This window comes from Muricomes intestini, from assembly GCF_004346165.1.
Taxonomy (GTDB): Bacteria; Bacillota; Clostridia; order Lachnospirales; family Lachnospiraceae; genus Muricomes; species Muricomes intestini.
This window is the reverse complement of sequence record NZ_SLZZ01000014.1, coordinates 1-14,249: the sequence shown is the minus strand read 5'-3', so window position 1 is coordinate 14,249 and position 14,249 is coordinate 1. Positions and strand designations below refer to the sequence as shown.

The 14,249-nt window shown below is 40.4% G+C and carries 13 protein-coding genes and 1 pseudogene; 7 read left to right on the top strand and 7 right to left on the bottom strand.

Annotation, left to right across the window (positions count from 1 at the left end; translation table 11 throughout):
• Positions 1-30: 30 nt before the first annotated feature.
• The 4 genes from EDD59_RS10675 to EDD59_RS10660 form a co-directional block, all read right to left on the bottom strand.
• On the bottom strand, positions 31-606 hold the full coding sequence (locus EDD59_RS10675; RefSeq protein WP_132381680.1) for a hypothetical protein: 576 nt from the start codon (positions 604-606) through the stop codon (positions 31-33).
• The gene (locus tag EDD59_RS10670) at positions 603-1,289 is read right to left on the bottom strand and encodes a hypothetical protein (RefSeq protein ID WP_132381678.1); all 687 of its coding nucleotides are present in this window, start codon (positions 1,287-1,289) and stop codon (positions 603-605) included. The genes EDD59_RS10675 and EDD59_RS10670 overlap by 4 nt, the downstream gene beginning before the upstream one ends.
• 75 nt (positions 1,290-1,364) lie before the next feature.
• A complete protein-coding gene (locus EDD59_RS10665) occupies positions 1,365-3,488 on the bottom strand; it encodes a hydantoinase/oxoprolinase family protein (RefSeq protein WP_132381820.1) in 2,124 nt (707 codons plus the stop codon).
• A 124-nt stretch (positions 3,489-3,612) separates the two neighbouring features.
• On the bottom strand, positions 3,613-4,935 hold the full coding sequence (locus EDD59_RS10660; protein WP_132381676.1) for a citrate transporter: 1,323 nt from the start codon (positions 4,933-4,935) through the stop codon (positions 3,613-3,615).
• A gap of 615 nt (positions 4,936-5,550) precedes the next feature.
• Here EDD59_RS10660 and EDD59_RS10655 point away from each other — a divergent pair.
• The 5 genes from EDD59_RS10655 to EDD59_RS10635 all read left to right on the top strand — a co-directional run bounded on the left by EDD59_RS10655 (position 5,551) and on the right by EDD59_RS10635 (position 10,723).
• A complete protein-coding gene (locus EDD59_RS10655) occupies positions 5,551-6,627 on the top strand; it encodes a LacI family DNA-binding transcriptional regulator (RefSeq protein WP_132381674.1) in 1,077 nt (358 codons plus the stop codon).
• Between the two features lie 87 nt (positions 6,628-6,714).
• Complete coding sequence (locus EDD59_RS10650) at positions 6,715-7,662, top strand: sugar kinase (protein WP_132381672.1); 948 nt, start codon at positions 6,715-6,717, stop codon at positions 7,660-7,662.
• A 15-nt stretch (positions 7,663-7,677) separates the two neighbouring features.
• Complete coding sequence (eda, locus tag EDD59_RS10645; RefSeq protein WP_207670395.1) at positions 7,678-8,625, top strand: bifunctional 4-hydroxy-2-oxoglutarate aldolase/2-dehydro-3-deoxy-phosphogluconate aldolase; 948 nt, start codon at positions 7,678-7,680, stop codon at positions 8,623-8,625.
• 6 nt (positions 8,626-8,631) lie between these two features.
• Entirely contained in the window at positions 8,632-9,993 is a 1,362-nt protein-coding gene (locus EDD59_RS10640; protein WP_132381668.1) for a sedoheptulokinase, read from the top strand.
• A complete protein-coding gene (locus tag EDD59_RS10635) occupies positions 9,965-10,723 on the top strand; it encodes an HpcH/HpaI aldolase family protein (protein WP_165920909.1) in 759 nt (252 codons plus the stop codon). Before EDD59_RS10640 ends, EDD59_RS10635 begins: the two co-directional genes overlap by 29 nt.
• A 262-nt stretch (positions 10,724-10,985) precedes the next feature.
• Here the strand turns inward: EDD59_RS10635 and EDD59_RS10630 are convergent, their stop codons facing one another.
• Positions 10,986-11,114, bottom strand: a complete 129-nt coding sequence (locus tag EDD59_RS10630) for a PDDEXK nuclease domain-containing protein (RefSeq protein ID WP_330572051.1) — start codon at positions 11,112-11,114, stop codon at positions 10,986-10,988.
• Positions 11,115-11,179: 65 nt separating this feature from the next.
• The gene (locus EDD59_RS10625; protein WP_132381664.1) at positions 11,180-11,716 is read right to left on the bottom strand and encodes a TetR/AcrR family transcriptional regulator; all 537 of its coding nucleotides are present in this window, start codon (positions 11,714-11,716) and stop codon (positions 11,180-11,182) included.
• 145 nt (positions 11,717-11,861) lie between these two features.
• Between EDD59_RS10625 and EDD59_RS10620 the strand changes: the two genes are divergently transcribed.
• Both EDD59_RS10620 and EDD59_RS10615 read left to right on the top strand, forming a co-directional pair.
• Positions 11,862-12,500 carry an oxygen-binding di-iron domain-containing protein gene (locus tag EDD59_RS10620; RefSeq protein WP_207670394.1) on the top strand — a complete coding sequence of 213 codons (639 nt, stop codon included), beginning with the start codon at positions 11,862-11,864 and terminating at the stop codon, positions 12,498-12,500.
• A gap of 71 nt (positions 12,501-12,571) precedes the next feature.
• Positions 12,572-12,856: a hypothetical protein gene (locus EDD59_RS10615; protein ID WP_243117401.1), complete on the top strand. Its 285-nt coding sequence runs from the start codon at positions 12,572-12,574 to the stop codon at positions 12,854-12,856.
• Between the two features lie 374 nt (positions 12,857-13,230).
• Here EDD59_RS10615 and EDD59_RS10610 read toward each other — a convergent pair.
• Positions 13,231-14,036, bottom strand: a pseudogene (locus tag EDD59_RS10610) (nucleotidyl transferase AbiEii/AbiGii toxin family protein); the annotation flags it as partial.
• Positions 14,037-14,249: the final 213 nt, after the last annotated feature.

Genomic DNA, 14,249 nt, shown 5'->3' with positions numbered 1-14,249 from the left:
GTTGTGCAGCCCTATTGGAATAGAACCTCATCATCTCATTAATGTAGTCTCTAGCTTTTGTATTTCTGTATTGTCCACAAATTTAGGAATCCTCGTATAAATTTTTTTGAAGGCCCTTTTCATCATATTGCGGTTTCCGCCAACTACAATTTTGGTCCTATCTTTATCCTGGAAAGCTAATCGTTTGCCGTTTGTCTGGGAAACCCCCCGGATATTATTCCATCCGATTCTGGTCAATTGTCCCAACAGGTTCACTAAAATCAGCTCATTCTTAGTAAACACAATACGCTTCACAAAAGTATACAGCATCATTCCTGAACCTAATAACACACTTGCCGCCATAAATATACAGACATTAATTATAGAATTATTATTTAAAAATAATCTTTCAGGAAATGTAATTGAATAATATGCAATTATACCACTCTCAATCCAAAGAGCTATGCCTAAAAAAGCGGTGATTTTATTTTCACGAATGCAGAATTCTTCTCCCTCAATCTTTATATTTTTCTTTTGTATTATAATTACAATTGTTACTGCCAAAATTATAATATAGAAAGTTCCAATAATAAGCCCCATTTTATTTACCTCATTTCCAGCTTTCAAAATTCTTCCCAGACTTCATCCGGACATTTCGGAAGCCCGGCCAGCCCCAGTATTGTATTATACAATTCTCGTGCAAGCCCCAGATTTATCGTAAGCAGCAGCAAAATATCCAGAGTATATGGAGAATAGGATAACCCCAGCATCTCCTTTGCAAATGCCATAGCGGCAATTTCTCCCAGGCTCACCAGACGGCTTTTATTTTCCAGCGGCCCTATTTTCCATAGACTAAGGACCTTTTGACTAGTTGGTAAATTAGTCTTTTGGTATTCATACCAGTGAAATAACTCGTGAGCTAGAAGTATCTCCTGCATCTGATTTTCGGAAATTAGGTTTTCACAACCTTTTTGGTGTAAAAGCTCTATGGTCTGCTGGATTGGTTTTTTATATACTAAAATTTGATTTGGCTCCATATAGCAGGCAAACATAATATAATTGCCATCATCCTGGATGTTTTTTATTTTTAAATCAATGTTCAGTTTTCGTATAATTTCTTCCATTGTTAACTGCGGAAATGCCGTTTTTGTTTCTTTGGCCTGAGCGCATCCTGTCTGATGGGCCAGTCTGGCATATTTCCTCCTACTTCCATCTGTCAGACGTCCGTTTAAAGGCTCTCTGCTAAAAGCGTAACTATCCCATATGCAATCCGGCAGCTCCATCAAGATTGTGATCATCTCTTTCAGCATAATTTTACCTCCATTCTGATTCAATACATATCAAAGTGGATATTCACAATCCGCTTTGCTGCTTCGTCGATTCAGTTAAACTTCACTGCGAGCGCCAAGTAAAATAATTTTTTCGTCGGGATATATCCCTGCAAATTCCGTACCCATAATAATCTTTAACTGCTCCAAGCTTACTGTATTGGCATAGTCCAGGACCTTACCTTCAATACACAGGTATAAATCCGGTGTGCGCTCCATTTCTGCCTTATATACCAGCATATCCTTCCACATAGCATCAACAGCTGCTTCCCAGTCTGCCGCTTTCACTTCCACAGCCTTTGCATCACTGCGCTGGACCTTAATAAAGCCTTTCTTATCCAGCAGCCGGACCTGGTGCTTCTCATTCTTATCCGCCTCAAACACATAAAAGATATCATTCTGAATCGTACACTTCAAAGCATCCTCAGAAAGATTCATAGACGCAGCTGCTAATTTCCTTGCTTCCTCTTCATCACATTCCTTTAATAAGTCTGTTGTCTGAACCTCCGTAGAGCCTAAGGCAATCGCCGTAACCTTACTTGTCTGGGGATCAACTTCAATCTGGACTTCTATGGATTCCGGGGTAGCTCCATTCTTAATCGCTAATGTTTTTGCTTCCTTTTTAATTTCCGTAATATCCTCACTGGTTGGATTAGGAATCACACGTTCCACCACATCACGAACCATAGCCAATGCTACACCGATAGAGGAAATGACTTCCGCATACTCAGGAATAGAATAATTCAGCCCCATCTTTTCGGCTGTAAATGGCAGCAGTGAAGATGCACCTCCACCTACGCCGACAAGAGAAATCTGGTCATGCTCAATTTTATATTTCTCGGCAAACCTAGTAATTACAGGTTCGATTTTCTCAAATGCTTTTCCCAATATCTGGCGGGCACATTCCTCCACAGATACTTTAAGATAATCCGCCAGAGGTTTCATGCATTTCTTTGCAGACTCTACATTGCCGTAACTGTAGTCTGTTTCTTTTACATAGCCAAGAATATTTGCTGCGCAAGAGTTCGTAATGGTAACACGTTTTCCATTTTTCAGGCGTATGCATACATAATCTGAAACGTCACCCTTTTTAGGTGAAAAAAACTCAAGCTGAGGATCCTCGATTTCTTCCAGGGGTGTGTAAACTGCATATTCCATACCCCCAATATGAGCGCTTCTCGGTCCCACATCTACCAGTTTGTGGTCCGCAGCCCGAACCATAGAACCTCCGGCTACACCCAATACGGTAACATCCAGTGAGTTAACATAAGTCCTGTGTCCGCCTACTACCGAATATTCAACAGCAGGGCGTCCATTTTTAATGACACCTATATTCGTGGAAGTACCTCCCACTTCAAAATAAATACCGTTAGATGCCCGCAGATACATCAAAGCCCCTATGACCGACGCTGCCGGGCCGGAAAGCATCGTCAGTACAGGACGTTTCTTCATTTCTGAGATGTCCATAACGCCGCCATCCCCTCTCATAATCATAAGTGGAACCTTGATTCCGGCTTGGTTCACTGCATTTTCAGTAGAATTAGCTGTATTCATCATTTTGGGAAGAATGGAGCCATTGATTGCTGCAGTTCTTGTACGGCTTGTAAGCCCATACAACTTGGAAATGTCAGAAGCAACAGATACCAACATGCCTTTTTTCTCTGCCACTTCCTTGACCAGTTCTTCTTCCCGATTAGAGTCTACTCCAAATGCCTGAGACGCGACGATAACCTGAGCCCCTTGCTCCAAAAGCGTGGAGATTCCCTGCTCTACCAAGGTTTTATCTAACCCTTTCTGTTTTAAATAAGTGTGGCAGATTTTAATTTTTCTACCGGTTCCTAAATCTATATCCGATATATTAGATTGTTTCTTGGACATTAAACCTGATAATCCCCCCGGGCCGATTCCAAGAATCCCAACCTTTGCAACGTCACCTTCCAGCAAGGCATTGGTAGCCTGTGTTGTAGAATGTGCAATGAAAACAACATCCTCCGGTGCGATATTATTCTTTGTCAAACAGTTCTCAAAACATTCAATAACACCAGCAGCTACGCCTAATGGATGATCATGACTTGTCATAACGACACTTTGTCCTACAATTTCATGAGTAGCATTATCGATTGCTACCGCCTTTGTATGTGTTCCTCCCACATCAATTCCTACTCTGATTTCTTTTCCCATGTTTCCAATTACCTCTTTCACTGTAGTGCTTTCCTTTATTTCTAAACTTCCGATTTGCTTATGTGACGGCCCCTGCCTGCTTTATCATTCTGCAGACAGAGGCACTAAGAATACATACCTGGGACTACACAAACATAAAGTATGCGATAATCTCGAGAATAAATGATGCAATCAGACACCATATCAGACAACATTTGAAGTATTCTTTCAATCCGGTTTTTGTATAACCAATTGCCCACAGACACCAGGACTGCGTCGGACAGATGGAACCATTGATTGTCGTGGAAGGAATCGTAAACAGGGGAAATAAAACCTGTCCTGTGTAACTTCCTCCTATTGCCTGAAACATTGCTAAGGTTGCCGCCCCGGCTCCCCATACAGTCAACGGACCGCGGAATAATGCAAGTATAGAAAACAAGCCGAATATAATAAACAATAATAACAGATTAGAAGGCATTACAGGCTCCAAAATCGGGGCAATCAGAGGTGCACAAACCTTCGCCGCACGCAGGAACATTTGCAGGAAAAAGAGAAATGCAAATACTAAGGCCACATCAGCAACACCGTCATGGAATGTTTTCTGTACGAGAGAGCCTATATCATTCCATTTTTTCATATTTCCAGTAAATATCAGCGCCCATAGGACAGCAACCAAAATGGCTGGAATTGGTTTAAACCCAAAGAAAATGGACAAAATGACAGGAATAAGTGGTGTAATCATAGCCAATGGATTTACTTTTTTTCCGTCATTTAATTCTCCGCTTGTCGCTGCCCATGCATGTTTCTTATCTGCTTTAGAATTTACAAGAACCATAATGCACATCATTATCATCTGAACACCAAAGGCGATAAAACCAAAGGTTCTCCATGTTGTAGAGGTAACATCAAAATCAGGAATCAGAGCCGTCAGCTGTGACAGCCAGCCATTATTTAAGTAAAGTCCTGCACCAACACTCATAAGAAAGGATGCTGTAGCCAAGTGCTTGGATATTCCCAGAGATAAAAGAATAGGAAATACAATAACACCAATAGCTACCACGGATCCTGCTCCATATGCAGAAGTAAAAATTAATGCAGTTACAATAGAAAGTAAAATACAGGTGATAGACGGTTTGTCACCACCAAGCTCCACAGCTGTCCGGATAATCGTACGTGCAATTCCTGTATCAACAAGAATACGCCCAAACCAGGAGCCAAAGATAATCGCAACCGCCGTTGTGCCCCAAAGCTCAGGACCTTGTTGAAAAATACCATTGTTAATATCGATCATACCTTCTGCTGCCTGAGCCTCGGTAGCATTCCAGGTTGTCACCCCCGCAATTGCTCCTAGTCCTGCCCAAAGGACAGCCATTACAAAAAACCCCATCATAAGGTTTCCGCCTTTTGCTGCATATACGGCAAAAACCAAAAAAGTTATAAGCAATAAGATACCTATAATTGTATTCATTTCTTATTCCTCCTTGTATCATAGTTAGTATAATATATCGTGTTGATATTTGGTAATATAGATAACTAAGTATGTAATGTTCGAATCACACTCCTCCTTTCTTTAAATCATCCATAAATTTCTAGTTTGTTTTTCATGAGATTTACTCTTTAAATGCCCCCTCTCCTAATCCGGTTCACTTTATGTGTACCGGTTAACAAGACCTCCAAAAAAAACAAGTCTAATTTGATTTCAAATAAAATATTGTCACTTTATTTCTTCCAAAATCAATATTTATCTTGCACTTGTTAAGCAGAATTATATAATCATTATTTAATAATCTCAATACTTTTTAATAAAAAATTTATTTTTTATTTATTTTACCAAATTTTTAAATCATATTTTTGTGCAACATTTGATTTATCCAATAAATCTTTTGGATAAATTGCATAGTTTATCGGTTTCTATTTCATCCATTTCACCAATTATTATACTTTCAATTCTATTTTTATTAAAACTGCTTGAAAAAATAAATTGACAAAGTTATAATTTGTTGTATAAATATAGTTATCGGTTTCGTAATTATGCCAAAGCTCTATATACAACATTTACAATTCATCGAAAAGAGGTAACAATATGCCGGATAAAAATATTACCATTGCAGACATTGCCCGTTCTGCCCAGGTATCTAAAACTACAGTTTCCCGCTATCTTAATGGAAAATATGAATATATGTCACCCCAGACAAAGGAGCGCATCCGCTCCATTATCGAGCTTGCTAACTATCAGCCTAATAATATTGCACGGAGTTTAAAAAGCCACAAAAGCACTTTAATCGGCTTGGTGATTGCAGATATAGAGTCACCTTTTTCTTCTGCGGTTATCAAAAGAATTGGCGACTGTTTTTTAAATATGGACTACAACATTATCACCGCTAATTGTGACAATAGCTACAATCGGGAAATCCACTATCTTAATTCTTTGGTAAATCAGCAGATTGACGGTCTGATTGTAAATACTACAAACAGGAATAACCCGATGATAATTGATTTAGCCAATAAAGGAATGCCGATTGTACTGCTAGACAGATTTATTGATAATTACACCTTAGATATTGTCTATTTTCAGAACGAGCATCCTATTAACAACGCGATGGAGCATCTGGTGAAGCAAGGATATGGTACACTTCACTTTTTCGTGCAGCCGTATGAACAAATTTCCCCTCGTTTTCTGCGACGGGATGCTTTTATTAAGAAACTGACTTCTCTGGGAGTTGAAAACCCTGTCTCCTATGTCCATCAAATTGATTCCATGGATACGGAAGATTTAAAACGTCAGTTGGATACACTAATGCAGGCAAGCCTGAAGGTTGGGGCCCCTCCTGCAATCATCGCCAGCAATGGTGTGACGCTCCTGCATATGGCTAAGGCCATCCGCTCCTTAGGCCTTGAGATGCCTCATGAAGTGGGACTTTGTGGATATGATGAATGGGGATGGGAAACAAGTCTTGGCTGGGCCGGACTTATCGACGTTGGACTGACTACTCTGGAGTGCTCTACCTATATACTAGGAGACTCTATTGCTGAATTGCTGCTCAGGCGTCTTGAAAAGCCAGATGAACCCAAAGTCACACAGGGTGTCGAAGTTCCCCTGGTTATCAGACCCAGTACATTACATGGCGGAAAACCAGTTTTTCCTGTAAAAGCTCCGTAACAAGAAACCTTACCTTATACAGCATAAAATCAAGACCTCCAAACTTGATGTTATTAACTTAATTCATGCAAGAAAGGATCTACTATAATGTCTAAAAGTGTAATACTAATCGGCGAACCTCTGGGGCTTCTTATTGCTCAAAACGAAGGTCCCCTGGAAAATGTATCCGGTTATTCCCTGGCTGTGGCCGGGGCAGAATTCAACGTGGCTGTAGGACTTGCCAGGTTAGAACATAACGTTACCTATTTCACCAAGCTGGGAAATGACCCCTTTGGTAAATTAGTGACTAACGTGATAAAACAAAATCAGATTGGAACTGAATTCATTCAATATTCCGACGAGAGAACAACCGGGTTCATGCTCAAAAGCATGGTAAGCAGTGGAGACCCAGAGATATTCTATTACCGGAAAAATTCTGCCGCTTCTACCCTTTCCAAAAAGGATATCGACCAGATTAATCTTAAAGGCTATAATTTTCTGCACCTGACTGGTATTCTCCCTGCACTCAGCACCTCCACAAGGGAGGCTGTATTCTATTTAATTGAAAAAGCAAGGAAACGCAATTTACTAATTTCATTTGATCCCAACCTGCGGCCTCAGCTATGGGAAAGCAGAGATATGATGATAACAACGATTAACAAGCTGGCAGCTCTGTCAAATATTGTTTTTCCTGGAGAAAACGAAGGGGAAATTCTCTGCGGTAGTAAGAATCCTAAAATAATCAGTAAATTTTACCATAATTTGGGGGTAAAGACTGTTGTAACCAAGCTGGGCAGCCGCGGAGCTTATATTTCCGATGGAAATAATGAAGCTGTGATTCCTGGCTTTCCTGTGAAGAAGGTGGTAGATACGGTAGGAGCAGGAGACGGCTTCGCTGCAGGTGTTATCAGCGCCCTGATAGAGGGCTGCACACTGTCTGATGCAGTATTACGGGGTAATGCAATTGGCGCAATCCAGGTAATGAACAGGGGAGATAACGACGGACTTCCCAACCGGGATACTTTAATGAGATTTATGGAAGAAGGGACTTTATAAATGATAAGTAAAAATATGAAACAGATTTTTGACATAGGCTTTGTACCTTTAATCGTAATTGATAATGCCGTGGATGCTGTTCCCCTGGCCCGTGCCCTGGTAAAGGGAGGAATACCTGTTGCAGAAGTAACCTATCGCACCGACGCTGCAAAGGAAGCCATACAGCAAATGGTCTCAGAGGTTCCTGAAATTATTGTCGGTGCCGGAACAGTGCACAATATCGAACAGGCTCAGTCAGCCGTGGAGGCAGGAGCCTCTTTTATCGTTACCCCCGGCTTTAATCCTGATGTGGTAAAATGGTGCCTTAAACACCAGGTAGATATTATTCCCGGCACTGTTTCTACCGCTGACCTGGAGCAGGCTCTCTCTTTTGGTCTGACCGTCTGCAAGTTTTTCCCAGCAGAGGCCTACGGAGGAGTTCAGACCTTAAAAGCTCTGGCCGGCCCATATAAAGATATCTCTTTTATGCCTACCGGAGGTGTCAATGCAAACAATATGAATGATTATCTTTCACTTTCTAATGTAGCTGCAGTAGGCGGAAGCTTTATGGCTCCTGACAGCCTGATTAAGGAAAAATCATGGGATGCAGTCAGCGCCATATGTCAAAAAACCATAGCAGACCATCTTAATTTTGAAATCGCCCATGTGGGTATTAATACAAAGGATGCAGAGGAATCCAGCCAGCTTACCGATGTGTTCTGCAATATGTTCTCAAAGGAAAAAAAGGAATTTGAAGGTGCCTTTTTTGCCGGAGATATGATAGAAGTCATCAAAGGCAGTTTTCTTGGAGCCCACGGACACATTGCCATTAATACCAACGATATCGAACGTGCTGTCACTTATTTCCAGCGGAATAATGTGGCATTTAATATGTCGACCAGGGTATACGAGAAGGGACAGATGGTATCCATCTATTTTGCCGAACAATTCGGCGGTTTCGCCGTCCATCTGCGCCGCAGATAAACCGCTATGAACACACTTGGAATAGATATTGGCTCCTCATATATAAAGGCAGGGGTAATTTCAACAGGCAGAGAAGCTCTGATTCAGCAGACAAATTTTCCTGCTCTCCCCAAATTACCTTCTGCCAATCCGCTGGTATATGAACTGGATGCCGAAGAGCTATACAACACAATTCACAAAATTATCCATACAACGGCAGCTTCTGTTCCTTTGGACAGCATTTTGTTTTCCACTCAGATGCACGGCTTTGTCTACCAGACAAAATCTCGCCCGGAGCGCTATATTTCTTGGCAGGATTCCCGCTGCACAAGTCCACAAAAGAATGGAATATCTGTATTAGATATGATGAAAGCCTTCATATCGGAAGAAGAAATGGAAGTTTCTGGAGTGCAGTTAAAGCCCAGCCTTGGCATGTGCAACTTATACGCACTGCTTCAGGAAGAGGATGCACCGCCGGATGATGGGACTCTATTTACACTCGGCTCCTATCTTATCTGGCGTCTGACCGGAAATAATATCTGCCATATAACCAATGCGGCTCCTTTGGGACTGGTGAACGTCCCTCAAAAAAGCTGGAATAATCGTGTCATAGACGCTTTAAGCTTTTCTAAAATAACCTTTCCGGATATTGCCTCGGAGGAATTTCGGCCGGCAGGCTATTGCTTTGCAGAAGGACAAAAGATTCCTGTTTATCCCGATTATGGTGACCAGCAGGTATCCATAGCTGGGGCATGCAGCACACCGGATGATGCCGTTATCAACATAGCTACTGCCTGCCAGCTGTCACGCAATACCCATGTCTTTATTCCAGGCAGCTATGAGGTACGTCCCTACTTTGAACAGACTTATATAAATACCATTTCTAATATGCCGGGAGGACGCAATTTATCCGTATTTATCCGATTTCTCAAGGAAGCCGTACAGCTATTTACGGGAAAGCAGATAGAAGAAAGTGATATGTGGGATATTATAAACAATACCCTTGGGCCTGACTCCGGGGACCTGAAGACAGAAATGTATTTTTATCCGACAAACGAGCATCTTTTGGGCGGGAACGTTAGCCATATCACGCCCAATAATCTTCATATTTCTAATTTATTTCAGGCAGCTTATGAGCACATAGCAGAGGAATATGCAAAAAATCTTCCCTTGTTAGAGGAAGCTTCCAAAATCAAAAGACTGATCTTTTCCGGCGGAGTCAGTTGGAAAAATGCGCAGCTTATTGACACTGCGGCACGGCGTATAGAACTGCCTTACAAACGCTCTCCGATACCCGATGAAACCTTCAACGGACTTTATCGTCTTTCCCTTGCCATTGAACGAAAAGGAGGATTGCCATATGAATCTCTTAAAAGAACACTTGAATAATAAACAGTTTATCTTGGGCACTATGCTCAGTGAAATCACAACACCAAATGTCATCCGAATGCTAAAAGGCGGAGGATTTTCTTATATAATTTTAGATTGTGAGCATGGCTACTTTGATTATTCCCAAGCCGCGGCGCTCATCGGAATTGCAAATGGAATACAGCTTCCGATTATTGTGCGTATTCCTGAAATCCGCCGGGAAGTCATTACAAAATATATGGACATGGGTGCAGACGGTCTTTTAGTGCCAATGACAAACACGAAAGAAGACATTGAAAAGGTCATACAATTCGCCAAATATGCTCCTATTGGACAAAGAGGCATTTCCACACAGCGCGCACATACAGAATATAATCCCCCAGCCCTTTCCGACTATATGAAATTGGCAAACAGCCGTACAATTATCCTTGCCCAGATTGAAACCAATGAAGGTGTTCGAAATGTACGGAACATCTTGTCTGTGGAAGGTGTCGATGCTGCTCTTATCGGTCCCAACGATATGGCGTGTGACTGCGGCACTCCCGGAGATTTCTATACCCCACTCATGCAAGATAATATTTCGGCTGTCATCGATGGCGCCAAAGAGTTAAATAAACCAAGCGGAATTATTGCAAGTAACATTTCATTCCTGAAAGAATGCAGACAAAAAGGAATGACTGTATTCAGCTGTAATTCAGAAACTGGAATAATCCTTTCAGGTGCTAAAAGAATTGTAAATGAATTTAATTAGTGTAAAAGAATGAGACAGAAGTCTGCCGCAAATCCGTTCAAAGAGCAAAAAAATCTCCGGAAGATCCTGTAAATAAAGGCTTTTCCGGGATTTCCAGATTTATTATTTAATTCAGCATAATTTTCCCTCTCTATCCCCTTTCTCATTTTGACTATCCCCCAACAATTTGATTTGGGAATAGTGTCATGCTGTCTGTTTTTTAATCTTCATCATCATTTCAAGTTTTTGGGGGTAACGAAAAATCTATTTGGGAATGATGTACCTATCTCCCAGCAAAAGTAAACCCTGTACCTAACTCTAACAAAAACGTCTGAAGATGATCAATAATTCTAGATTCTAGTTCCGACTCAGAATACTTTGGCAGTTCTTGTAATCCCAGGAATTCAAGCACATATAATTGTGACGATAAAGGCCAATATCAGCCATCTGCTCGGCTTAGCGAAAAATTGAAAAAAGCTACTTTAACCACATATAAGGGCGTAAATTTGAGGGATAATATGAACATGTAATTTTTGTTATTTCAGCAGGTGTTTCTTTCATACCACCCTCGAACCACAAAAGGAAAACATTATATATTCCCCCTGTGTGGTAGCGTGTAGCATAGTGACTTTCAACTGTTGTATCAGTGTGTATGGCTGAAAAAGTTTCATTCAATGCTTCAAGGATAATATGAGTTACATTAGCTCTGTGCATGAGTAGTAATTCTTTTTTATAGCCATAATAATGAGTAAACATTTCAAGTAAATAATTTGGTATTGATGTAGACTCTGGTGAAACGCTGAAATAGTGTTTATAGATAATTTGCTTAAAGTAATATTTAATAATTTCATTTTTTGAGTTGAAATTCCGATAGAACGTGGAACGGTTTACTCCGGCTTTAGCGGTAATCTCGCTGATAGAAATATCAGTATAATCTTTTTTCTCCATCAGCATTAAAAATGCCTCCGCCATGTATCCTTTCATCATGTCCGATGTTGTATTTTTTCTTCTCATAAAGCAACAAATCTCCCCTCTTTGTTGCAATTAAGGCCGGCATACTTGTCAACCTATCCAAATTTAAGATATAATAAAAGCAACAGATGTGGCTTTTATTATATCTTAAAGCTATTTTGTATGTCAATAAGAAAGGACAATGAACATGACAAATATTTATTCAGATCTTTACCAATTTACCGATGTGATGGAGCCGATAAAACTTTCCATGCACCAATACTTGTTGTTGACCAATGAACCTGTGCTAATTCAAACGGGTGCTATTCCTCAAGCACAGAAAACGCTGCCACAACTTAAAGAGCTTTTGGGCGGCAAACCGCTAAAATACATTCTTATTTCTCATTTTGAAAGTGACGAATGCGGCGGCTTATCTTTGGTTATTCAAGAATATCCCGAAGCAATCCCCGTATGTTCGGAAGTGACAGGGCGGCAATTATGGGGTTTTGGCCTTGCTCGAAATATCCAAATCAAACAACCGGGCGAAACCTTTAGCGGAAACGATTTCGAGTTTAAGACAATTAGTTATCCATCGGAAATGCACATGTGGGAAGGTCTACTGTTTATGGAAACGAAACGTAATATTTTTTTCAGTAGCGACCTTATGTTTCAGATGGGAGAAACACATGGACAGGTTATCGAAAGCAACTGGCCGGACGCAATAAAAGCAAGCGGAGCCGACCAACTTCCAACCCTGGAAATGCAAAACAAGTTATTGGCTGATTTAGAAACACTTTCTCCTGCTTTTGTTGCATCGGGACATGGCCCCTGCATAAAAATTGTTTAAATATCTAATTAGGGATACGAGGTGGCGGATATACCTGTTGCCTTTCATCCAAGATATTGGAGGGCAGACCTATGGGCTTGATTTTTGATACACCTCTGATAGAGGGTATAATACAGAAAAGATCAAACCGTTTTATCATGCAAGTGGAATTGGAAGGAACAATTTACAATTGCCATTGTCCAACCACTGGGCGCATTGGAAATATTGTACTGGAGGGTATTCCGTGTTTGTTGTCCAAAGATGCAGGCACAACACGGAACCCCCCCCTTACCGTAGAAGCAATTTCGCTTGATTTACCTACTACCGCTAAAAAAAACATGGATTGGAATAAATCAAAATGCCGCAAACCGCTATGACAAGACCATGAAAGAGCAATTTTTCTGCGATTTTTTCGTCTAATCTACACTCGTCTATAATATCGTAAAAATCATAAAAAGCCCCTGTAACAAAAATCTCTATGATATCTTTTGACTGTTCTATAGCCGCTATGCTGGCTGGATATCCCCCCCCCGACAATAGCGTATAATCCTCGAATTATACTCCCTGTACTTAAACTGCTGGAGTATATAATTTTTCTTCTCTTCTACATCCAGCTTGCCACTTTGAACAATAACTACTTTATATCTTTTGTTTTACATATATGCCTCTTATATTGCGTCAATTGTAGGACATCCATTGCATCATTTATCGTATAAGTTATTTCATGAGATTTTGTTGCCTGTGTCAATGCCATAACCATTACCCAGGTAATATCTTCTGCATAGCTGAACTTCTTTTGATAACTTTTCCACAACCCCTGCATAATTTCACTTTCTGCTATTTCATTCAAAATTCTGTTGCCATCGGCCATTAGTTGTATTGAATTACGTTTTTTACCCGTTGCTAAAAATGCTGCCTTAAACTGACCCATATCTATCACAGGTGTATATTCATTCTGCAAAATATACAGATCATAATAATCTTTTAATCCTGTATTTGCTACACCTCTTGCTATCACTGTCTCCAGTTTTTCTGCAAGCACTGTTTCCAAATTATAGGCTAATATAGATATGGTACGTTCTTCAAACATCAATTTAAACGTGTACGATACTTCTCTTGGTGTTATAATATCTCCTGTGGAAATATCTATTTTCAGAGGTGTGCGCATTGTCTCCAATGTAGCCTCCAAATTAGTTCTCACTCCACTATACTCTACCTCACCCATAATCTCTCCAACACTTTTTATTAAAAATGTCATACCGTCATCAATCGGAATCGCAATGATCTCTTCTATCATTTCCCTTGCAGTTTCTACAGAAAGTGGCATATTCTTTATGGTTGTATCAATATCCATTGTAGAACGGGAATCCAGTCCTACCATAGCAGACACCAACATCCCGCCTTTCAGAATAAAATTATTTCTATACTTTGAAAGCGAAATTCGTTCTAAAAAACGTTCCATCACATAATTACGCATAATAATCTGCGCCTGTATACTATCACCTTTTGTCAGATTTCTCACTAATGCTTTTAAAACTGTCTTGAAGTTTTAATCATTACAACAACGCCTCCAGATATGGTCTTAAAAGTTTTTCCACACGAAGCTCTTTCGCATATCGCATAAGCTGCGGGATGTTTTTTTCTTTACTTTGCATATATTCCTTTAAGGCTGACTTGTTTTTTGCAAGACCTTTTTGTAGGAAATTGCAAAAAGTTTTTGTAGGTTGTTGCACCTACATTTTGTAGGTAATTGCAATGGCATGTGCCAGC

Bases quoted from the DNA above. Each gene is read 5' to 3' on its own strand.
- EDD59_RS10615 (WP_243117401.1), top strand. From the start codon at position 12,572: ATGGGCTTGATTTTTGATACACCTCTGATAGAGGGTATAATACAGAAA.
- EDD59_RS10635 (WP_165920909.1), top strand. From the start codon at position 9,965: ATGAATCTCTTAAAAGAACACTTGAATAATAAACAGTTTATCTTGGGC.
- EDD59_RS10660 (WP_132381676.1), bottom strand. From the start codon at position 4,935: ATGAATACAATTATAGGTATCTTATTGCTTATAACTTTTTTGGTTTTT.
- EDD59_RS10670 (WP_132381678.1), bottom strand. From the start codon at position 1,289: ATGCTGAAAGAGATGATCACAATCTTGATGGAGCTGCCGGATTGCATA.
- EDD59_RS10665 (WP_132381820.1), bottom strand. From the start codon at position 3,488: ATGGGAAAAGAAATCAGAGTAGGAATTGATGTGGGAGGAACACATACA.
- EDD59_RS10625 (WP_132381664.1), bottom strand. From the start codon at position 11,716: ATGAGAAGAAAAAATACAACATCGGACATGATGAAAGGATACATGGCG.
- EDD59_RS10640 (WP_132381668.1), top strand. From the start codon at position 8,632: ATGAACACACTTGGAATAGATATTGGCTCCTCATATATAAAGGCAGGG.
- eda (WP_207670395.1), top strand. From the start codon at position 7,678: ATGAAACAGATTTTTGACATAGGCTTTGTACCTTTAATCGTAATTGAT.
- EDD59_RS10650 (WP_132381672.1), top strand. From the start codon at position 6,715: ATGTCTAAAAGTGTAATACTAATCGGCGAACCTCTGGGGCTTCTTATT.
- EDD59_RS10655 (WP_132381674.1), top strand. From the start codon at position 5,551: ATGCCGGATAAAAATATTACCATTGCAGACATTGCCCGTTCTGCCCAG.
- EDD59_RS10620 (WP_207670394.1), top strand. From the start codon at position 11,862: ATGACAAATATTTATTCAGATCTTTACCAATTTACCGATGTGATGGAG.